Genomic DNA, 20,827 nt, shown 5'->3' with positions numbered 1-20,827 from the left:
TAGGCACTCCAGTGTATAAGGGCGATATCATTCCTCACTGCGCTTCGGTTGTGCTCGCTGTGGCAACCATACTCTTCAGAGCATACGGCCGGCATCAATTCTCCACTTTTGTCTAGAAGTTCGCGCAAAACAGGTGCAACTCTATAAAAATTCGCCAAATCCCTAATAATTACCTCGAGAAGATGACTGCCCTTTTCCTCATTCTCTCGGCATGACTCCAAGTCGAGAGAATGAGTTAGAGTCACTTTGCCACACTTTAGCTATCGGTATGTCCATTCAATCAAAAAACACCGCAAACGTTAGTGTTTAACGATTGCGGTGTTTGAAATACTTAATCGTCACCTGCAGCTACATACATCATAATGAAACGTGCAAGTTCTAGCACTGCAACGAGTGCACCAGCGACATAGGTGAGTGCTGCAGCATTTAATACTTTCTTTGACTCTCGTTCTTCATCATTTCGAATAATGCCAGAAGCCGTCATTTGACCCATTGCTCTGTTAGAGGCATCAAACTCAACAGGAAGTGTAACGAGTTGGAATAAGACAGCTGCCCCCATAAATACAATACCGGCAAGCAAAAGACCTTGTGCTTGCAAAATAATGCCAGCCAGTATGAAAATAAATGAGAAGTTCGAGCCGATGCTTGCAAACGGTACAAGCCTCGAACGCAGTCTCATAAAGCTATAATCTTCAGCGTCTTGAATGACGTGACCCACTTCGTGTGCAGCAACTGCAGCACCGGCAATTGAAGTTCCGTAATAGTTATCTTCAGATAGCCGAACAGCTTTTTTTGACGGGTCGTAATGGTCGGTAAGCTTACCCTTAACAGGCTCAATCGTTACATCATATATGCCATTGTCTTCCATAATCCGCCTAGCAACTTCAGCACCTGTCAATCCTTGGCTATTCTGGACTTGTGAATATTTACTATACGTTGATTTCACTCTCGCCTGGGCATAGAGAGGAATAATTAGCAACAAAGCAAAGTAAATAATAAATGAAAAACCACTAAACATGCGATTCACCTCCATAATGGATGGTATATTACTATTTTATTAAGAAAGCATTCGCTCGTCAAAGAATCAGCCTCGCTCACGCTCTTTTTCACCTTTATATTTCTTCCAACCAGCATAAGTAAGGCTCGTCACAATGAAACCACCGACGATAAAAATAACCATAAGCAGCGACGAGCTACTTGATTTAGGCTCCATGTCATACATTCGGTTAAGTTCATAGGTTAATGCCTTAAAAAAGGGCTCAGCTTCAGATTCATCGTAAAGGCGATGGCTATGCTCGCTCATAAACGATAGTATGATCTAATTTCTTCTTGTTCGGATTGGGATGTTCGGAGCATCATCGCTGGACGCACCACTTGAAACTGGACGACCCATTCATTCCACGCGTGTTGGAAACGAGTCGGATCAGATTCGTTAGAGGCTCGTTGCACCGCTTCTAACTGCGCAAAAACGTCTTCTCTCGTATCCAACCAAGCGTTGATGCGGGTGGATGACGGCGTCAATTAAATAATAAAAACGCTCTGCTGCCATCAAACGCTCCTCATGAGGCATATTCGCAGCTGTTAATGCTTCATCGGTCCGTTCATAATTCCTAATTATGATGCCCATATCATGAATATTTAATGAGGCCGATTCATAGTCAGCTCTTGTTAGCGGTGTAGATAATGATCGAAGAACGAGCCTTGCATCTTCATACTTTTCCTCTTCTACAAGTAAAACGATTTCTTCAGCTTTTGTATCAATGTTCACCCACTCATCTTGACGTTCTGCAGCACCGGCAATCTTTGCTCCATGTAAAACTACGAACACCAAAATAAAGGGAATAACGACTCTTATAAACGCCCGCACTAAAAGAGCCTCCTCTCTTGTCCAACTATTCTAGCCTATGAGCCATTGGACAAGAGTAGACCATCATTCAAATTCGCGGTAGTTTTAATTGGTATCGGTCGGTGCGAATACTCAACATATAGGTGGTGAAAACAGCTGTTAAACCGAGCCAAAAAGTGAAATAGCCGATATGATCAATATACGGCATGAGTACGCTATGCACACCAGGGTGCATGCCATACACGTAATCGATAATGTCGTTATGTACGGTCCAGATCATAGCGACGAGCAAGTGCCATGGCTTAATCCGAAAATAGGGCATAAATAATAATGCTTGAAGAGCCATGCCTGCATGGGAGGCAATGAGCATATAATTTTGGAACGATAGCGGCGCCCCCATCACACCCGCACCTACGTTCATTACAACGGCCCAAATGCCGTATTTTATTAACGTGACCGCTGCAAGTGCTTCAATCAGTCCAAGGTTTTTACGCAACAGTAACGCCGCAAGCACGATCGTGAAGAACAAGCTTGCCGTTGGACTATCTGGCACAAATGGCAAGAATATCGGTGGAGTAACCATCAATTGACTTTCATACCATAAAAAACCATAAAGCGTACCAAATGCATTAATAAAGAATAATGCCCACAATCCATACGGATGGCCAACGACATGAATCAACGCTCTTATCATGTTTCATCCTCACTTTATGTAATGATGAAGAAAAAAAGCTGACAAACGCGTCAGCTTTTCTTCGGACGCTTATTCATCAGCGTCTTCATCTTCTTCATCATCTGTATCTTCTGCGTCTTCATCGCCTTCAGCGCCGCCAGCACCTTCATTCGTGCCGCCACCACTTACAACATATTCAGAAATGGTTTCAATTTCTTCTGTTTGATCTGCATCAATAACAGCAGGCATTTCGCCAATTCCTTCAACAACGATTTGCGCTACGCCTTCTTCGTCATATGCCAAGTCATATAAGTCAGGTCCCATGGCGGTCCCCTCCATATTATCACCGTGACAGGCAATACAACTTTCTTCGACGTAAATATCATAACCTGGATGGGTCGTATCAATTTCCCTGACATCATCGTCAATGGAAGCTGCTCCACCCCATTCGTGCTGATCTGCAGCTTCCCATGTTAAGTAAGCAACAGAGATAAAACCTAGAAGCATCATACCTGTGGCAATCGGTCGCTTAGATAATCTACGCTCTGGACCTTTGTCAAGCCAAGGAGCGAGCATTAGCGCACCGAACGCAAGACCTGGGATAACCACTGTACCTAAAACAGTGAAGGCTCCTGCGGCTGCTTCATACTTTAGCAACTGGTAAAGGAATAAGAAGAACCAGTCTGGTACCGGGATATAACCGGTGGCATTCGGGTCAGCTTCTTGCTCAAGTGGTGCTGGATGAGCAATCGTTAAACAAAGGAACCCGATGAGGAATACTGCACCAACAAGCCATTCTTTTAACAAATAGTTTGGAAAGAATGCTTCTGTCTTGCCAGGGTACTCCGAATAATCTTTAGGTATATTCTTCATGCGATGTTCGCGATCGGGGATTCTGGAATCTCCGACGAACTTCATCCCTTTTCCACGTTTCATCTGTTCCCCTCCTTTGATGTTGATTGAGGGGCAATCTCGCTAATTCCTATAGTGGACCGGAGATGCCCTGTCTACGAATCATAATAAAGTGAACAGCTATTAAACCGAGTAGTGCTCCTGGTAAGAAGAACACATGGATGGCAAAGAAGCGTGTGAGCGTCTGTGCACCAATGATTTCTCCACCGGCGAGTAATTCTCCGAGCAAATCACCTATGACCGGAACACTTATGGCAATTTCAAGTCCTACTTGTGTCGCAAAGTAAGCCTTCATATCCCAAGGTAGTAAGTATCCCGTAAAACCAAGTCCTAAAATCACGAAAAAGATAAGTACGCCGACAACCCAGTTAATTTCCCTAGGTTTCTTGTATGAGCCGGTAAAGAAAACGCGTAAAGTATGCAGGAACATCATGACGATAACAACACTGGCACCCCAATGGTGCATGCCGCGAACAATCATCCCGAAGGCAACTTCACTTTGTAAGTATTCTACCGACGCGTGTGCATTAACAATGTCCGGAACGTAATACATTGTAAGAAACATTCCGGAGAGGATTTGGATGACGACGGTAAAAAACGTCAGACCACCAAAGCAGTAGACAAAGGCCGAGAAATGGTGACCGGGTTTACGTGCTCAGGCACTTCATGATCGGCAATGTCACGCCAGATCGGCGTAATATCGATACGGTCGTCGATCCAATCGTAAATACGTTGTAACATTCGTCGTGCCCCTCCTACTGTTGTGATTGTGGCCGCCCGACATAGACAATGCCGTCGCGAACTTCGTGCTCATAGCGGTGCAACGGTTCCGTTGGCGGTGTGCCCGGCACGTTTGTTCCGTCTTGTTCAAACCTTCCGAAGTGGCAAGGGCAGAAGAACTGATCAGGGTTGCTCTCATCTCCTCCAAAACTTACCGTACAACCAAGGTGTGTACATACTGGCGACAATGCAACAACATCTTCACCATCGAGGTATGCCCAAACCGTTTCTTCAACCTGTTGTGTTACCCAACCATCATCTTGCTCAAATGATAATGGAAATGATTGCGGTTCATCTGTTAGGTTCTCAACTTCAGTTAACTCGTACATATCACTTGCAGCTTCTGCTCGCAAGATTGGATCTACCGCAAAACGAACCATGGGCATAATCATCGCTGAACCCATGAAACCGCCTACACCCATGAGTGTATAAGTTAGAAATTGACGTCTAGATACGTTGTGGTTCTTCTCACTCACTTATGTTCCCCCCCTACGTTGCAAAATCAATGCTTGCTTTGCACTGTGCAGAGCGTGATCAAGGGCAGTTGTGAAACTCTTCACGCGGCAAACCAAGATTCGCTCCTGTTCCATTTATAAGACTAAGACATATACATGATAGCGTAGCCGTTTTGGACATGTCAATCTTTTCACAGTGCTATTTTACGAAAACTATACAAGACCGTCTTCTTTCCGCCATTCATCCATGACGACAGGTAGAAGTTGTTGCATTTGGTCGCGTATCGTTTTCGTGCGATAATTCGGATCCAAGTGCTCTACTGGCAAGTGCGGAATCCATAATAAAAGACCTGGCGCCACGTCTTCTAGTTTCTTAAGACGTGGGTCCGAAGTGAGCCAAATCACATGCTTCACTTCATGAGTTCGAAATTCATCGACCCATATACTAAGACGCTCTCCAATACTTTCTTCTGATTCTGTTGATGGATACATAAGGGGTGGCAACTGGAGCAACCTCCCTCGAAATTGTTTCTCCATCTCCATCGTAATTAAAGAGATGTACTCCCCCATCGCCACTTTGCTTCTCATCTCATCATCCAACGATACGGGGACAAGCGGCACGAGAATCGTGTCCACATAAGCCTTAGATTGTTGGTACGTATCGACATCAGTCGTTTGCCATCTCATGCTTGTTACACTCCTAATCTTCCTGTATTAGACGCTCGACATAAGCTGCCAAGCCTGCGTTGTCTTCTTGAAGTATGACGGCTTGTCGGAGTGCTTCGAATCCGTCTTTGCGTCTACCATTTTCGATGAGGAGATAGCCGAACTCTTCCATAGCTTCTCCGTCATTTCTTATTTCATTACGCACTTCTTCATACAAAACAAGCGCTTCCTCGACTTCATCTTCAAGGTGCTTTGCCTTGCCTTTGTAGTACGTATACAGCGGGTCTTCTTCCCCAGCATCACGCAGCTTTTCAATTACACGATACATTTCTTCTGTTTCCTCTTCTTCAAACAGAAGGTCCAATAGAGATTTAGCTGCTTGAAAATTACCTGGATTGAGCTCTAGCGCTCGGTAAAGATCCGGTTTTGCTAGATCAGGCTGATCATCTTGCTCAAGACGACTTTTCACGACATACAATTGTTCATTCTCTTCGTCTTGCAAAATGCCAGCATCTGCAACCTCTTTGGCCAAGCCAATTTTATTCTCTTTTTCGTATGCCTCAATGAGTGGTAAATAGAGGCTAGAGTAGGCAGGGTCTTTCTCTCTTAAAGCTTCCAGCTGTTCAATAGCGAGCGTTGAATCATCTGCACGAAGTGCTGTCAGTCCATAGCCAAATACGCCCGAGGCTCTGCTCGTTCATCGATGGCTTGTTCATAATATGACAATGCCGTCTCAAACGCACCCGTGCCACTATAAGCTTCTGCGAGCATGAGAGAAAGGTTCGCCTCTTCAAGGTCAAACCCATTGGCAACCGCTTGCTTTAAAAAGGGAATCGCCTTTTGATAGTTGCCTCGTTCAACATAGTAACTCCCTATGCCTGCCAATAAAACCGCTTCATCAGGTGCATGCTCATATGCTAATAACAACTTCTGTTCTGCCACTTCTTCAAGTCCTTGCAACTGATACAAATCAGCCAAAAGCATGAGCGATTCTACAAAAACTTCATCGTTTGCATCGATCTGTTCCAAACTTCCGATGGCCGTATCTTCATCACCAAGGTCGATCGCCGCTTCCGCTTTTAGCGTAAGCAAACTCCCCTCACCTGGGAATTCATCTAATAAATTGTCAACAATCGCAACCGTCTCGTTCGCGTGTCCGAGTTCTTGATAGACGAAAGCTGCTTGAAATCTCGCCTCAGCGTCACCGCGGGAAACGACTTCTTGAAGAAGCGATAATCCCTCGTCAACATCCCCAGACTCAATCCGCTTAATGGCTTCTTCTACTTTTTCGAGCAATGTCAAACCTCCGATTCCGCTAGATCTGTTTTTAATTCCGATCAACCTTAGACCTTCGGATCTTTATTATACCAAAAAAACCCGTAGAATGGCTACGGATCGAATACGACAACAACGTGAACATTGCACAAAAAAACCTGAATTGCATCGCGTAAACGCTTACAATTCAGGTCGAGAAATAAAATTCTCTAGGTTATGGATAGGAGTGGAGAGAAACCATACGCTAACTATTAGTATACGCATTATTCTGTAAACGTCAAGGGGTTTTCCAAAATTTATCTTCTTAAAATGTTTTGTTTGTAATCGTAAAGAACAGCCGATCTTCCTATGCCGTCGTATGGAAAGGAAAGTCAGTGAATTACTTTAGTTCAACTTTTATCGCCTCAAAAAAATGCCCGGGGAGAACATTTTTCGTTCTCCCCAGAGCGATCTCTTTCTAACCTATTATTTTGATCAAGCTCGAAAAACGCAACAAAAAGTTATGATTGCACGTCTTGAAGCAGTTTAAAAAAATTAGGGAATGATACGTCAGCAGCACCAGCATCATTAACGATCGTTTCCCCTGATGCAACCAATCCAGCGACAGCAAATGCCATAGCAATGCGGTGATCACCAAAACTTTCTACTTCGCATCCGGTCAAAGGTGTTGGGCCGTGAACGATCATCCCGTCAGATGTCGCCTCAATATTCGCTCCCATTGCGTTTAGCTGGTTCACAACAGTATCAATACGATTTGTTTCTTTATACTTTAGTTCTTCGGCGTCTTTGATAATGGTTGTTCCTTCTGCTTGTGTTGCTAAGACGGCAATGACGGGAATCTCATCAATAAGTCTCGGAATGAGCTCGCGATCAATTGTCGTTCCGACAAGATTCGCATAGTGAACAACAAAGTCAGCGACTGGCTCTCCGCTCTCTATTCTCTCATTCTCAATGTTTAGTTGGCCGCCCATCGCTTTCAATACATCAATAATCCCAGCGCGAGTTGGATTCATGCCCGTTTCATTAATGCGAAGTTTACTATCGGGTACGAGTGTCGCTGCGGCGAGCAAAAAAGCAGCAGAAGATATATCCCCCGGCACGTTTACATCCGCTGATTGCAGCGTTTGGTTTCCTGCGATTGTCACTCGCGTGTCCTGGACGTCAAGTTTTGCACCAAATGCGCCAAGCATGCGCTCAGTATGATCTCTTGAGCGGGAAGGCTCAGTCACAGACGTCTGGCCATCAGCAAACAAACCTGCAAGTAAGATGCTACTTTTTACTTGTGCACTTGCGACACGAGTCGTATAGTCTTTTCCGTGAAGCTTCGTTCCTCTGATCGCAAGAGGTGTAAGGTTCGCTTCGTCTCTGCCCCAAATTTGCGCCCCCATACTGACGAGAGGTTCCGTCACCCTTGCCATCGGACGCTTCGCTATAGACGCGTCCCCTGCAACTGTTGAAAAAAACGGTGCACCCGCAAGAATGCCCATGATTAGGCGAATCGTTGTACCGGAGTTTCCGACATCGAGTTGATTTTTCGGCTCTGTAAGACCTTCAAGCCCTTTTCCTTCAACAACAATCTCATCTGCCACTTCTTGAATGTTGACACCAAGCTGCCTGAAGCAATGGATCGTACTTTTGCAATCTTCACCTTGCAAGAAGCCACGTATTCTCGTCGTCCCATGTGCAATGCTTCCGAACATCACTGCTCGGTGTGAAATTGATTTATCCCCAGGAACAGAGACTGCTCCTGTTAGCGGTCTTGCCCGCTGAATCACTTGTGTTGTCATCGTCTCCACCCCTACTCACTTTTATATGTTGAAAAATGCTCGTTTTCTAGACATTTTTGTCCTCGTTCTCGATCAGTCGTCGTGCGGAAGGTGAGCCTTAACACACCCATAATGTCTTCTCGGGCTTCGATAATTCGAATGTTCGTAATGCTAATACCATGCTCAGCAAGAATACCCGTGACATCCGAGATTACACCCGGATGGTCGGGTACATCTACATACAAATCTTTCAACGCGGGTATGGCACCAGATGTCTTCACTGGAAGATCGTCGCGGTGACGCTTTGCACCATCAAAGAACGAAAACAAAGATTCAGCATCTCCTTGCCTAATCAGCTCGGTGATGCTCTCCATATCTTGCTGCCACTCTACCATCATCTGTGTCAAAACTTCACGATTTTGCAACAAAATATCTCGCCACATGACAGGATTCGCCGACGCAATCCGTGTAATGTCGCGAAATCCTCCTGCTGCAAGGTCCCGAATCATCGGCTGGCTTTGTTCAACTTTGTGCAATTGATGAACGAGCGCAGAAGCAACAATGTGCGGTAGGTGACTGACACTACCAGCAACTTCATCGTGCTCATCAGGACCCATTTCTACAAAGCGGGCATTCGTTCCAGCTAAAAGCCTTTGAATCTCTTCACTAGCGGCTCGCTCTTTCTCATCTTGCTTTGGCAGAGTGAGGATATAAAAGGCATTTTCGAACAAGTCATGCCTCGCTCCTTGAACGCCACTTTTGTGAGAGCCTGCCATCGGGTGTCCCCCAATAAAGGTAACGCCTCTTTTTACGAGCGGTTCAGCTGCTTGCAAAACGGTTGACTTCGTGCTGCCTGTGTCCGTAATAATCAAATCGGTTTTGAGGGGCACACGCATCAATGTTTCCGTTAACATCTCTATAGATTTAGAAACCGGTGTAGCGATGACGAGAACATCTGCCTCACTCGCTAATTGTGATACGGTTGGGCTTACCTCATCAATAACGCCCAATCTCATCGCTTCTTCTACTGCGACCTGGTCAACATCCACACCTACGATGTGTACATCTTTCCCATGGCGCGCTTTTATTCCTAATGAAATAGAACCTCCAATCAGTCCCATCCCAATGATTCCAATCGTTTTCTTCAAGGTGCTTCCCCTTTCAATTACTACGCAATACGTTAGCTGTACAAATGGTTAAAAGCACGTATCAGTGTATCATTTTCTTCTTTACTTCCTACAGTTAAGCGAATGCATTCCGGGAAACCGAGCGGTACTCCCGAACGAACGATTACTCCTTGCTTCATCAGCTCTTGAAATACTTCACTTCCGTTTTTTTGAACGTTCACGAGTAAGAAATTCGTTTCGCTCGGATAAACATTATAGCCTTGATCTTCAAAATAAGACCGCAACCGTTGCTTTTCCGCGCGGTTCTTCTCGTAACATTGCTGAACGAACTCTGTATCAGCTAGTGCAATTATGGCTGCTTGTTGAGCAATCGTCGTCGTATTAAACGGCGGACGTAGCGGTTCAACCTTACTAATAAGGTCACGGTGACCGACCCCGTACCCAATTCTTAATCCTGCAAGACCGTACATCTTTGAAAATGTCCGAAGAATAAGGAGGTTGTCGTACGTTTCAAGCATCGGAATTGTATCGGGATAATCTTGTGCTTCGACATATTCCACATACGCTTCGTCGCTCACAACGAGCACATGATCAGGAACCTTCTTCATAAAAGAAGAAAACATGTCCTGATTAATATAGTTGCCAGAAGGATTGTTCGGATTACATACCCAAACAATTCTCGTCTCCTCATTTATTGCTGCGAGCATACGCTCTAAATCATGATCCCCTGAGGACGTCAATGGCACCTCAATGATTTCACAGCCTTCAATCGAGGCATTGTGCTTGTACTGGGAAAACGAGGGGGTAGCCATGACCGTATTCGTGCCTGGTCCTAATATGGCACGGCATAAAAACAAAATCACTTCATCTGATCCTGCACCAAAAAGCAGTTGATCTTCCTGAACATCCAAGTGTTCAGCGACAGTCTTGCGTAAACTCGCAGCATGTCCATCAGGGTATATTTGAGAAGGAGAAGGATTTTGAAGGAACTGTTCCACATCTTTGGAGGCTCCGTAAGGATTTTCGTTGGAAGCAAGTTTAATCACTTCAGTCAGTCCATATTCAGCCTTTACTGCTTCCATAGGTCTACCTGGCTCATAAGGCGTGAGATGATCGACCGTTGGCTTTAGTTTTACTTTCATAATCATCACCTTCCGAATATTCTGTTCGTAAGAAAAAAAGAGAAGAACAGTTCGTCTTCTCATCAATTTAGCTTTCCTTATAGTTTACGACGAAACGAGGGATTGAACAATCGTTTTTATTTCTTCGATGGCTTCGTCTTGCTTTTGTGAGGAACATAACGCCTCATTTCGCTCACTTATCTCTGATACAATTTTAGAACCGACCACAGCTCCGTAACCTTGTCTATGAATGGTTTTAACATGCTCACGTGTAGAAATTCCAAAACCCACGGCCATCGGCACCGAGCTATATTGCTCGACTGTCGTGACAAATTCCGTTAAATTCGGATCTAAAGATTCTCTTACACCTGTCACTCCAAGACTCGAAACACAATATAAGAACCTTCCGCTTGCTCAGCAATTTTTTGGACGCGATGTTTGGACGTTGGTGCAACTAACGAAATTAGTTCCGTTTCATGCTCATGGCAAGTGCGCTTGATTTCTTCATTTTCTTCAAAAGGTAAATCTGGAATTAACCAGCCATCAACGCCAACTTCTTTACCTTTTTTTATTGCGTCTTTAATGCCATATTTTAGCAGAGGATTTATATAGCAAAACAAAACGATCGGAATATGCACGCCACGAGCTCGTATGTCTTCGACGAGAGAAAATACATGTTTGAGTGACATTCCCCCATCCAATGCTCGTTTGGCTGCATTTTGAATTGTTGGTCCGTCCGCAAGAGGGTCTGAGTACGGGACACCAAGCTCAACAATATGGCTCCACTAGTCTCTAGCATGCTCACTAGTTTTACCGTTGCTTTGGGTGTTGGGTCTCCTGCGACAATATACGGGATAAACAATTGACCTTTCGCCTCTCTTGCTGCTCGTTCGACACGTTTCATGACCTCACTGCTCCTTCCCCTCATCAACAGCGCGTTGAATGGTTTCTACATCTTTATCTCCACGACCCGACAAACAGACGAGCATCGTCTCATCATTTGGCATTTGCTTTGCTTTTCGTATGGCAAGAGCGAGGGCATGGGCACTTTCAATCGCTGGTAAAATCCCTTCTGTTCTTGTGAGTAAAAGTAGCGCATCCATTGCTTCTTCGTCGGTAACCGCCTCATACACAACACGCCCAGCATCGTTTAAATAAGCATGCTCAGGGCCAATACCTGGGTAGTCTAAACCTGCAGATATGGAGTACGGCTCAATAATTTGGCCGGAATCATCTTGCATTAGATAGGTAAGTGCTCCGTGAATTACCCCACGATCTCCTTTAGAAAGCGTCGCCGCATGATGGGGGGTGTCAATGCCTTTCCCTCCAGCTTCTGCTCCGTACAACGAGACAGACTTATCGGCGAGAAACTGTGTGAAAATTCCAATCGCATTACTTCCTCCACCTACACATGCACAGACCGCATCTGGATGATGTTGAAGTTGACGTTTAGCTTCTTCACCAATGACCTTCTGAAACTCTCGTACCATATACGGGTAAGGATGAGGACCAACAACCGAACCGATGAGGTACATCGTGTCTTCCACATTCGCTACCCAGTAGCGAATCGCTTCATTGGTCGCATCTTTGAGCGTTTGACTGCCACTCGTTGCCGGTATCACTTCTGCACCTAAAAGCCGCATGCGAAAAACGTTTAACTTTTGCCGCTCCATATCTTTCGCACCCATAAAAATCTTACACGACAAACCGTACTTGGCAGCAACTGTTGCCGTAGCGACGCCATGTTGACCAGCACCCGTCTCTGCAACAATTTTCTTCTTGCCCATCCGCTGTGCAAGTAACGCTTGTCCAAGGGCATTATTAATCTTGTGAGCGCCCGTATGCAAAAGATCTTCTCGCTTCAAGTAAATCTTCGCCCCACCCACATCCGCAGTTAACCGATCGGCATACGTAATTGGTGTCGGCCGACCCGCATATTCATGAAGCACTTCTCTTAGCTCCTCTTGAAACGCATCACTCTTTAGCGCTTCGTCTAAACCCGCTTGCAGCTCTTCCAAAGCCGCCATTACCGTTTCAGGTACATACCTTCCGCCAAAGTCGCCAAAACGTCCTCTTTCATCTGGATACTCATTAGCCATGATCTTTCACCTGTCCTATCAGCCTACGCATTGTTGGTTTATCTTTTACACCATCTTTTTCAATACCGCTGGATACGTCTACACCATCAGGTCGGTATGCGCATAATGTCGCTACATTCTGCTCATTAATTCCCCCTGCAATCCATATCGGTATTCCGAGCCGGTTTGCCAATTGAATATACGGAGGCACGTGCTTCCAATCAAATGCCTTCCCCGTCCCTCCTCGTTGACTGTTCGTGCCTGCATCAATGAGGAAAATGTCCACGTCCTCGGCGTAGTGACCGAGCTGTTGAAGCGTATCTCCTTGATGTGGGAACGCTTTAATCACACGCTTCCCCGTCACTGCTTTCACTTCTCGGACTGTTTCGAGCGTTTCTTCCCCGTGCAACTGGATAATGTCTAAATTCGCTACATTCATAACGGATTGAATGGTTTCTGTACACTCATTCACAAACACGCCTACGCGGTCAACAGGAGCATCTTTAGATGAAGAAAGCCAGTCCCGAACGTCCTCTTTTCGAACTTGACGCCGACTTTTTGTAAATATAAACCCGACGGCATCAGCACCACAAGAAATTGCATCGTTAACGTCTTTCTCTGACATCATTCCACAACATTTAATGTACATGTTCCGAGGCACCCGCCTTTAGATCCCTAATCGCCTCACGCGGGTCACCGCTTTTGACGAGATGCTCGCCAACGAGTAAAGCCTTTGCACCTGCACCACGAACAAACGAAGCATCTTCACGGGAATGAATACCACTTTCACTAACAATTGTACACGTTTTCGGTACATAGTCTGCCAACGTTTTTGTTTTTTCAATGGATGTTTCAAAGGTTTTTAGGTTGCGATTATTAATCCCGATCAGTTCTGGTTGACTATAGGCAAAAACTTCTTGAATTTCGTCCTCGTTGTGAACTTCTACAAGTACTTCCAATCCGAAATGCTGAGCTTTCTCAGTAAAGGACTGGATTTGTAAGCCGCTAAGCACTGCGGCAATTAGAAGGATTGCATCTGCCCCGATCCGGTAGCTTTCTTCAATCTGTCTCTCATCAACGATAAAATCTTTTCTTAAGATCGGTAGGTTGGTGGCAGCACGAACGGACTGTAGGTCGATGTTGCTCCCTTTAAAGTACGGCTCGTCTGTTAGAACAGAAATGGCGTCTGCGCCCCCATTCTCATAGGCAACTGCACGACCTGAGACGTCCAAGTCTTGTTTGATCCACCCTTTTGAAGGTGACGCTCTTTTAATTTCAGCAATAATGCCAACACCTGTATTGTTTGCGCCTTTTGTTAAAGCGGTACTAAGGCTAAGCGGTTGTTTGTTGTTTCTCATATATTCTGGCATGATAAACTGCTCTAAATCTTTTTGTTTACGTTGAACAATTTCAGGAAGCATATGTTTCCCCTGCCTTTTTCGTTAATTGGTGAAAGTGATTGTCAATCGTTCCATCCTTAAGGCATTTCTCGGCAATTGTTGCCCCTTCGACGAGTGTTTCACTCTTGCCGCTCACATACAAACCTGCGGCCATATTCATGACGAGCACTGACCTTGCCGCTTCATGACCTGAACCTTTGAATACGTTTCGAATAAGCGCGGCACTTTCAGCAATTGAATCGACTTGGATGCTTGATAAAGGATGCCTCCTAAACCCAAACATTTCGGGCTCAATATCATAAGAGCGGATGTTGCCATTATGAAGTTCTGTAACGGTTGTTTTACCTGTAATCGTAATCTCGTCAACCCCATCTTCTCCAGTAACAAACAATGCCCGTTTTGTACCTAGTCGCTTTAACACTTCCGCCATTTTCTTGCCGTAATTCGCGTCAAATACTCCGATCACTTGGTAACAAGCGTTTGCAGGGTTTGTAAGTGGCCCGAGCAAGTTAAATATTGTCTTAAACCCAAGTTCTTGTCTCGTTTTGGAAACGTGCTTCATCGCGCTATGATATAGCGGTGCGTACAAAAAAGCGAGATTCGATTGCTCAAGTTGGCCATTCAACTGTTCTGGTTCATGAATGACAGGCATTTGCAACGCTTGTAACACGTCGGCACTGCCACTTTTTGATGAGACGGAGCGATTTCCGTGTTTTGCAACCGCTACACCGAGGCACTTAGACCGATCGCCGACGCTGTAGAAATATTAAACGTAGAGCTCTGGTCGCCACCAGTACCACACGTGTCGAGAAGCTCCGGATATTCGAGACACGCTTCTTTCGCTTTCGCTCTCATTGCTCGAGTGAACCCCGTTAACTCTTCAACACTCTCGCCACGAAACCTCATAATTGAGAGCAGACTCGCCATTTGTGTCTCTGGCACCTGTCCATTCATCATTTCAAACATGATGCGTTCTGCTTCGCTTTCAGTAAAAGTCTTGCCGCTCATCAATTGTGTTAATTGCTCTTTCATTTTGTTACCGCTCCTCTCTCATACATCTTCTCAGCTGTCTGAATGGCACTAAACAAAGCGGCCGCTTTGTTTCTCGTCTCTTCATACTCTTCTTCAGGAACGGAATCCGCAACGACTCCAGCTCCCGCTTGAACGGTAACTTCTCCATTTCGAACAACCATCGTCCGAATAGCAATGCACGAATCTACGACATTGTTATACCCAAGATAAGCGATACCCCCAGAGTAGATGCCGCGCTTAGTAGGCTCTAACTCCTTTAAAATTTCCATCGCTCGCACTTTTGGTGCTCCAGACACCGTACCTGCCGGAAAACCGGCCATCAATGCAGAGAGGGGGTGGGTGTTATCGTTTAACTGTCCCCTTACGACAGAGATAATGTGCATCACATGGGAAAACAGTCCAATTTCCATTAACACAGGCAAGTAAATCGTTCCATACTTTGACACTCGCCCAATGTCGTTTCTTGCTAAATCTACGAGCATCTGATGCTCGGCACATTCCTTCTCTGATGCCAATAACTCCTGTTTCAACCGATCATCTTCAGCTTGAGTTGATCCGCGCTTTCGTGTACCGGCAATCGGATGAATTTCCACTTGACCATCCTCAACGCCAACAAGCTTCTCCGGAGAACTTCCAACGATCTCTTTGTCACCAATTTTGAGGAAAAAAAGGTATGGAGAAGGATTCACGCGACGCAATACACGGTAGATCGTAAAAGCAGAAACCCCTGTCTCATATCGGAATCGCTGCGATAACACGGTTTGAAAAACATCTCCGTTTTGAATGTATTCCTTAATTCGATCCACATCTCGCATAAACTCTCGTTTTGTATAGTTGGATTGAATAGACGTCCAGTCTGGGGAAACAGGGTGAATAAAATCTACGGGTAGCGATTGTTCATCTGACGTATTTATTCGCTCTACGAGCGTTTTGATGTTATTAACCGCTGAATTGTAGAGAGCCTGCTCGTCGTCATGCTCCCTTGTATCAACGTAATGAATAACTGAGATCGATGATTGTTTATGATGAATACAAATCATCGTATGACAAAAAACAAAATGAATACTCTCATCATCTGTATCGTTTTCAGACACTAATGATTTCTCAAGGTGTTTCACACTGTCATAAGGGAGCACACCTACTGCCCCACCTGGGAAAGGTACGTCTGCCTCCTTCCCTGGACAAGGATTCACATGTTGAAATGCGCGTTGAAAAGCAACGACTGGATCTTTTTCAGAAAAAATTAAATCACCTGTACGGCTCGTAAATTGAAACTGGCCTGCTTTTTCGGTTAATTCAAAGGCTGGGTCCAATCCGATAAAAGAATAATGCGACCAATTTGACGACTCGTCATTGCTCTCAAGTAAACAGACCGCCTCATCGCTTAAACGCTGATAAAGTTCAATTGGGGTGATTGTGTCTACAAACATTTGACGAATGACAGGTACATGGCGGTATTTCTCGGATTGTTGCTGGAAAGTCGTAAACGAAGTTATCATTTGGGGTTCACCTCTCGTCAATGGAGAAGTGGAGGGTAATCGATTGAAAAATCGCAGTAGAAAATAAACACGCTCATCCACATGTAAGAGGATGAGCGATTATTCGTTAACAGTTAAGTACTCTGCTCAGCTCTTCTCTACTCGTCTCCACTCTGCTCATCTCATTATCTCGTTATCTCTTCTCGGGTAAAGCTTCTCGTCTACTGTAAGCGTAAAATGTTTATTCGCTTTTGTCAATCCCTTGAACCAAATCTGGGCGGAGTTTCACCGCGTCATTTTGAAATACATGATGAATGTCGACTTGGTTTTTTGATGAGTTCACACTCATCATCACGCGAATACAGTGATTCAAACTATCTGGCACACCAATCTCTGTGGCGCACATAACCGGAACGTACGCCCAAGAGGGGTCCTCTAACAAACGAGCTGCTTTCGCTGGAAAAGCAGCGTTGATGTCTGGCGTAACCGTAAACCAAATGTGTGCCACATCTTCTGGGCGAATGTCATTTTGCGTGACCATCTCTTGTAAGCAGTCTTTCGTTCGACTCCATATCTCTTCATCATTGTTCGCATCGATCGTCGTTGCACCACGAATTCCTCTAATCATTGAATACATCCTCCTTGCATTTATCGATAAGCTCACGCATCTTTACTACTGGGATTTGAACGAATTGAGGTTCACCCAGTTTTTCTAAGACAACAAACCCGATATGCCCCGCTTTATTCTTCTTATCGTACTTCATCTTTTCAACTAGCTCATCTGTCGTCACTCTTAGCACTTGATCGAACCGATAGCCACATTGTTGCCACCGTTCTTTTTCTTTCTTCGCATCGGGAACTTGCCCGCTGTATAACTGTTTGGAAACAAACAGCGCGAAAATGATACCTATAACGACTGCCTCTCCGTGTGACAACTTCCCAAAACCCGAACTCGCTTCTAAAGAATGGCCAAGTGTGTGTCCAAAGTTCAAAAACGCCCGCACTCCCCGCTCCTTCTCATCTTGAGAAACGATATTCGCTTTCACACGGATTGAGTCCGCTAAGTCTTGTTCGGCAATTTGCCATTCTGTTTGTCCTGCAAGTGTCTTTTCAATTCTACCGAGCAATCCGTAGTGATGAATGTAGGCGTGCTTAATCACTTCACCAAACCCTGAGCGCCATTCCCTTTCAGGCATTGTTTGTAGAAAACGAGTGTCATAGATGACAAGATCGGTTGATGAAAGGAACCGATTAGGTTTTTCCCTTGGGGGTGATTAATACCAGTTTTTCCTCCAACACTGCTGTCATGAGCGAGTAACGTAGTAGGCACTTGCACGAAGGAAATACCACGCATATAAGTGCTCGCACAAAATCCTGCCAAGTCACCGACCACACCGCCCCCAAAAGCAATGACCGCGCTATTTCGATCTAGTTCACTCTGAAACATCTCATCTAAAACGTAAGAATACGTATCAAGGGATTTTGAAGCTTCTCCAGCTGAGATGATACAACTTGTTACAGAAAAATTCCCCAAACGTTTTTCGAGAGTATCCAAATGAAGATGACCTACCATTTCATCAGTAAGAATAAACAATCGTTTTCGATCATTTCCCCACTGTTTTACAAGTATATCTTCAATCTGCTCTGTGACACCCTCACCGATATAAATCGGGTACGTCTTAGAGTCAGTAACAATATCAAGCACTTCCATCTAAAACTCTCTCGTCTCTTTGCGGTATGCGCCAATTGTCTCTTTTAGGCGGTCAAACTGATCGGCACCAAACATTTCCAACAAGCCGTTTGCCATCTCAAAAGCCACGACGTGCTCACAAACAACCGCCGCTGCTGGCACTGCACAACTATCCGAACGTTCAATCGACGCCTCAAACGCTTCCTTACTATCAATATCTACACTCTTTAATGGTTTGTACAACGTCGGAATGGGTTTCATGACGCCGTTAATGACGATCGGCATACCTGTTGTCATCCCGCCTTCAAATCCACCAAGGCGATTGCTGCTTCTACTGTATCCGTCTTCTTTTGTCCAATAAATCTCATCATGGACTTTACTTCCAGGCAAATTGGCTGCATCAAATCCAATGCTACCTCTGCCCCTTTAAAAGCGTTAATGCTCATGACCGCACCGGCAATTTTCCCATCCAGCTTACGATCATAATGAACGTGGCTGCCAACACCCGGGGGCATTCCTTCAGCAACCACTTGGACGATTCCACCGATGGAGTCGCCATTCGCTTTCGCTTCGTCAATCGCTTCTTTCATCTTTTCACTTGCTTGTTCATCGATACAACGAACTGGAGAAGCCTCTGCACGTTCAATTAGCTCACTGAGATTGGCGTACTCTCCATTCGCTTCGACACCTCCTATATTCAACACGTGAACACCGATCGTAATTCCAAGTTCACTAAGAATTTTTTTCGCTACACTGCCAACAGCAACACGCATCGTCGTCTCCCGTGCAGATGAACGTTCCAATACATTTCTCATATCACGATGGCGATATTTCAGTGCACCGTTGAGGTCGGCGTGCCCTGGCCTTGGCCTTGTTAATTTCTTTGTATTTACGCGATGCTCATCTTCACTGGATACAGGATCAATACCCATCACTTGTTCCCAATGAACCCAATCATCATTTGTGACCGTCAGTGTAATCGGGGCTCCTGTCGTTTTGCCGTGGCGAACACCACTCGTAATCGACACTAGATCCTTTTCAATTTTCATTCTGCGTCCACGGCCGTAACCACCTTGGCGACGTTTCAACTCTTTATTAATGTCTTCTGTTGATAATGGTAATGATGCTGGCACCCCTTCAACAATCGTTGTCAATCCGGGGCCGTGTGATTCTCCGGCTGTTAGAAAACGCATATGCTTACCTCCAAAATTTCTCTCACTTTAATGCTTTTATGTAGTAAATTATATCACATCTTAAGACGGTAGTGAACCGTTCATTGGCTCGTTTTCTTACGGTAGATGAATGATTTGTAATTCTCAAGCCCGTACTTCTCAGGTGAAAATAACTGTTCAGTACTACCGACAAAAAGAAAGCCACCAGGCTTAAGCGTTGCTGAAAATTGCGCAATGATTTGTTGCTTTGCAATATCAGTCATATAAATAAGCACATTGCGACAAACAATCAAATCGACGTGATCTGGGTAACGATCTTGAAGTAAGTTATGACGCTCAAAAGTGATCGGTTGTTTAAATTGTCCTTTCACTTCAAACACTCGGTTTCGCTCATGGAAACCAAATTGTCTCTCTCTTTCATGTAGCGACCGTACTGAACGTTCGGAGTATTGTCCGACCTTAGCTGCTTCTAAAACGGTCGGATCGAGGTCAGTAGCTAATATGTGATAGTCGCTTGCTTGCAACTGTTTGTGAAAAACCATTGAAAGTGTATACGGTTCTTCACCTGTTGAACATGCCGCAGACCATACCGATAATGGCAGATGCTGTTCCTTTAATATCGGCACAATCTCTCGCTCAAATTCAAACCAGCGCTCTTTATTTCGGTAAAATTCTGACACATTAATCGTCACACGATCGAGAAACTGATGCAATAGCTTATCGTCACGTGCTAACCCTTGCTCAAAAAACTCCATAAAAGACTGAAACTGGTAACGCTCATAAAAGTTTTGTAGGCGTCGCTTCATTTGCTTCTCTTTGTATAGGGTTAGGTCCAACCCTGTCTTTTGTTTCACAACGTATTGGAAACGCGCATAATCCTCCGTCATGTTTGGCCCCTTATGTAAAAACCGGCCAATTCCCATTGACCGGTTTTCTTGCTTTCTTTACTTGCCAAAAAATAGTTCAATTTCGCGCGTTGCGCTTTCTGGTGAATCTGAACCGTGAATAACGTTTTGGCCGACGTTCACTGCGAAGTCACCACGGATCGTCCCAGGTGTTGCATCTTTCGGATTCGTAGCACCCATCATCGTGCGGGCATTAAGAATAACATTCTCGCTTCCCAAATCATCGCGAACGCAGGACCAGAAGTGATAAAGTCAACGAGTTCACCAAAGAATGGCTTATCGCTATGCTCACCGTAGTGTGATTCTGCTGTTTCTTTAGAGATGTTCATGAGCTTCGCTTCTTTTAAAACGTAGCCACGAGCTTCAAAGCGGCTGACAATTTCACCGATAAGTTGACGCTTTACGCCATCCGGCTTAACCATAATAAATGATTGTTCCATGTTGTATTGCA

Annotated in this window: 16 protein-coding genes and 7 pseudogenes; all 23 read right to left on the bottom strand. The window is 45.0% G+C overall.

Annotated elements, in window-relative coordinates; translation table 11 throughout:
- Positions 1-331: 331 nt before the first annotated feature.
- The 23 genes and pseudogenes from JCM19037_RS02925 to ndk all read right to left on the bottom strand — a co-directional run bounded on the left by JCM19037_RS02925 (position 332) and on the right by ndk (position 20,816).
- Complete coding sequence (locus JCM19037_RS02925; RefSeq protein ID WP_042397655.1) at positions 332-1,018, bottom strand: zinc metallopeptidase; 687 nt, start codon at positions 1,016-1,018, stop codon at positions 332-334.
- A gap of 66 nt (positions 1,019-1,084) precedes the next feature.
- Positions 1,085-1,768, bottom strand: a pseudogene (locus JCM19037_RS26565) (sporulation protein YpjB).
- 166 nt (positions 1,769-1,934) lie between these two features.
- Positions 1,935-2,540 (bottom strand): DUF1405 domain-containing protein, encoded by a 606-nt coding sequence (locus JCM19037_RS02910; protein WP_042397646.1) that lies wholly within the window; start codon positions 2,538-2,540, stop codon positions 1,935-1,937.
- A gap of 69 nt (positions 2,541-2,609) precedes the next feature.
- Complete coding sequence (locus JCM19037_RS02905) at positions 2,610-3,455, bottom strand: menaquinol-cytochrome c reductase cytochrome b/c subunit (RefSeq protein WP_042397644.1); 846 nt, start codon at positions 3,453-3,455, stop codon at positions 2,610-2,612.
- Positions 3,456-3,501: 46 nt separating this feature from the next.
- Positions 3,502-4,172 (bottom strand): annotated as a pseudogene (qcrB, locus tag JCM19037_RS02900) (menaquinol-cytochrome c reductase cytochrome b subunit).
- A 14-nt stretch (positions 4,173-4,186) separates the two neighbouring features.
- A complete protein-coding gene (locus JCM19037_RS02895) occupies positions 4,187-4,687 on the bottom strand; it encodes a ubiquinol-cytochrome c reductase iron-sulfur subunit (RefSeq protein ID WP_042397641.1) in 501 nt (166 codons plus the stop codon).
- Between the two features lie 192 nt (positions 4,688-4,879).
- Positions 4,880-5,353: a YpiF family protein gene (locus JCM19037_RS02890; protein WP_042397639.1), complete on the bottom strand. Its 474-nt coding sequence runs from the start codon at positions 5,351-5,353 to the stop codon at positions 4,880-4,882.
- Between the two features lie 13 nt (positions 5,354-5,366).
- Complete coding sequence (locus JCM19037_RS02885) at positions 5,367-5,864, bottom strand: tetratricopeptide repeat protein (RefSeq protein WP_042397637.1); 498 nt, start codon at positions 5,862-5,864, stop codon at positions 5,367-5,369.
- Positions 5,865-5,992: 128 nt separating this feature from the next.
- A complete protein-coding gene (locus JCM19037_RS02880) occupies positions 5,993-6,628 on the bottom strand; it encodes a lipopolysaccharide assembly protein LapB (protein WP_042397634.1) in 636 nt (211 codons plus the stop codon).
- Between the two features lie 479 nt (positions 6,629-7,107).
- Positions 7,108-8,394 carry a 3-phosphoshikimate 1-carboxyvinyltransferase gene (gene aroA, locus JCM19037_RS02875; RefSeq protein ID WP_042397632.1) on the bottom strand — a complete coding sequence of 429 codons (1,287 nt, stop codon included), beginning with the start codon at positions 8,392-8,394 and terminating at the stop codon, positions 7,108-7,110.
- Between the two features lie 11 nt (positions 8,395-8,405).
- Positions 8,406-9,521 (bottom strand): prephenate dehydrogenase, encoded by a 1,116-nt coding sequence (locus JCM19037_RS02870; protein ID WP_042397628.1) that lies wholly within the window; start codon positions 9,519-9,521, stop codon positions 8,406-8,408.
- A gap of 32 nt (positions 9,522-9,553) precedes the next feature.
- Complete coding sequence (gene hisC, locus JCM19037_RS02865; RefSeq protein ID WP_042397624.1) at positions 9,554-10,642, bottom strand: histidinol-phosphate transaminase; 1,089 nt, start codon at positions 10,640-10,642, stop codon at positions 9,554-9,556.
- Positions 10,643-10,726: 84 nt separating this feature from the next.
- A pseudogene (gene trpA, locus JCM19037_RS02860) lies at positions 10,727-11,346 on the bottom strand (tryptophan synthase subunit alpha).
- A gap of 183 nt (positions 11,347-11,529) precedes the next feature.
- Entirely contained in the window at positions 11,530-12,720 is a 1,191-nt protein-coding gene (gene trpB, locus JCM19037_RS02855; RefSeq protein ID WP_042397622.1) for a tryptophan synthase subunit beta, read from the bottom strand.
- Positions 12,713-13,348: a phosphoribosylanthranilate isomerase gene (locus tag JCM19037_RS02850; RefSeq protein WP_042397619.1), complete on the bottom strand. Its 636-nt coding sequence runs from the start codon at positions 13,346-13,348 to the stop codon at positions 12,713-12,715. The genes trpB and JCM19037_RS02850 overlap by 8 nt, the downstream gene beginning before the upstream one ends.
- A complete protein-coding gene (trpC, locus tag JCM19037_RS02845; protein ID WP_042397616.1) occupies positions 13,338-14,120 on the bottom strand; it encodes an indole-3-glycerol phosphate synthase TrpC in 783 nt (260 codons plus the stop codon). The genes JCM19037_RS02850 and trpC overlap by 11 nt, the downstream gene beginning before the upstream one ends.
- Positions 14,110-15,065: pseudogene (gene trpD / locus JCM19037_RS02840) on the bottom strand (anthranilate phosphoribosyltransferase). The gene trpC and the pseudogene trpD overlap by 11 nt, the downstream one beginning before the upstream one ends.
- Before the next feature lie 62 nt (positions 15,066-15,127).
- Entirely contained in the window at positions 15,128-16,630 is a 1,503-nt protein-coding gene (gene trpE / locus JCM19037_RS02835) for an anthranilate synthase component I (RefSeq protein WP_042397613.1), read from the bottom strand.
- A 220-nt stretch (positions 16,631-16,850) separates the two neighbouring features.
- Entirely contained in the window at positions 16,851-17,237 is a 387-nt protein-coding gene (aroH, locus tag JCM19037_RS02830) for a chorismate mutase (RefSeq protein WP_042397610.1), read from the bottom strand.
- Positions 17,230-18,320, bottom strand: a pseudogene (gene aroB / locus JCM19037_RS26560) (3-dehydroquinate synthase). The gene aroH and the pseudogene aroB overlap by 8 nt, the downstream one beginning before the upstream one ends.
- Positions 18,321-19,492 (bottom strand): annotated as a pseudogene (gene aroC / locus JCM19037_RS02820) (chorismate synthase).
- Positions 19,493-19,572: 80 nt separating this feature from the next.
- Positions 19,573-20,358 (bottom strand): protein-glutamate O-methyltransferase CheR, encoded by a 786-nt coding sequence (locus JCM19037_RS02815; protein WP_042397608.1) that lies wholly within the window; start codon positions 20,356-20,358, stop codon positions 19,573-19,575.
- Positions 20,359-20,415: 57 nt separating this feature from the next.
- A pseudogene (gene ndk / locus JCM19037_RS02810) lies at positions 20,416-20,816 on the bottom strand (nucleoside-diphosphate kinase).
- Positions 20,817-20,827: the final 11 nt, after the last annotated feature.

The organism is Geomicrobium sp. JCM 19037 (genome assembly GCF_000698105.1).
GTDB lineage: Bacteria > Bacillota > Bacilli > Bacillales > Marinococcaceae > Geomicrobium_A.
The sequence above is the reverse complement of the archived record's forward strand: the minus strand, read 5'-3'. Positions and strand labels throughout refer to the sequence as shown.

Coding starts and splice junctions, on each gene's coding strand:
- JCM19037_RS02925 (WP_042397655.1), bottom strand. CDS start 1,018: ATGTTTAGTGGTTTTTCATTTATTATTTACTTTGCTTTGTTGCTAATT.
- JCM19037_RS02910 (WP_042397646.1), bottom strand. CDS start 2,540: ATGATAAGAGCGTTGATTCATGTCGTTGGCCATCCGTATGGATTGTGG.
- JCM19037_RS02905 (WP_042397644.1), bottom strand. CDS start 3,455: ATGAAACGTGGAAAAGGGATGAAGTTCGTCGGAGATTCCAGAATCCCC.
- JCM19037_RS02890 (WP_042397639.1), bottom strand. CDS start 5,353: ATGAGATGGCAAACGACTGATGTCGATACGTACCAACAATCTAAGGCT.
- aroA (WP_042397632.1), bottom strand. CDS start 8,394: ATGACAACACAAGTGATTCAGCGGGCAAGACCGCTAACAGGAGCAGTC.
- hisC (WP_042397624.1), bottom strand. CDS start 10,642: ATGAAAGTAAAACTAAAGCCAACGGTCGATCATCTCACGCCTTATGAG.
- trpB (WP_042397622.1), bottom strand. CDS start 12,720: ATGGCTAATGAGTATCCAGATGAAAGAGGACGTTTTGGCGACTTTGGC.
- JCM19037_RS02850 (WP_042397619.1), bottom strand. CDS start 13,348: ATGTACATTAAATGTTGTGGAATGATGTCAGAGAAAGACGTTAACGAT.
- trpC (WP_042397616.1), bottom strand. CDS start 14,120: ATGCTTCCTGAAATTGTTCAACGTAAACAAAAAGATTTAGAGCAGTTT.
- trpE (WP_042397613.1), bottom strand. CDS start 16,630: ATGATAACTTCGTTTACGACTTTCCAGCAACAATCCGAGAAATACCGC.
- aroH (WP_042397610.1), bottom strand. CDS start 17,237: ATGATTAGAGGAATTCGTGGTGCAACGACGATCGATGCGAACAATGAT.
- JCM19037_RS02815 (WP_042397608.1), bottom strand. CDS start 20,358: ATGACGGAGGATTATGCGCGTTTCCAATACGTTGTGAAACAAAAGACA.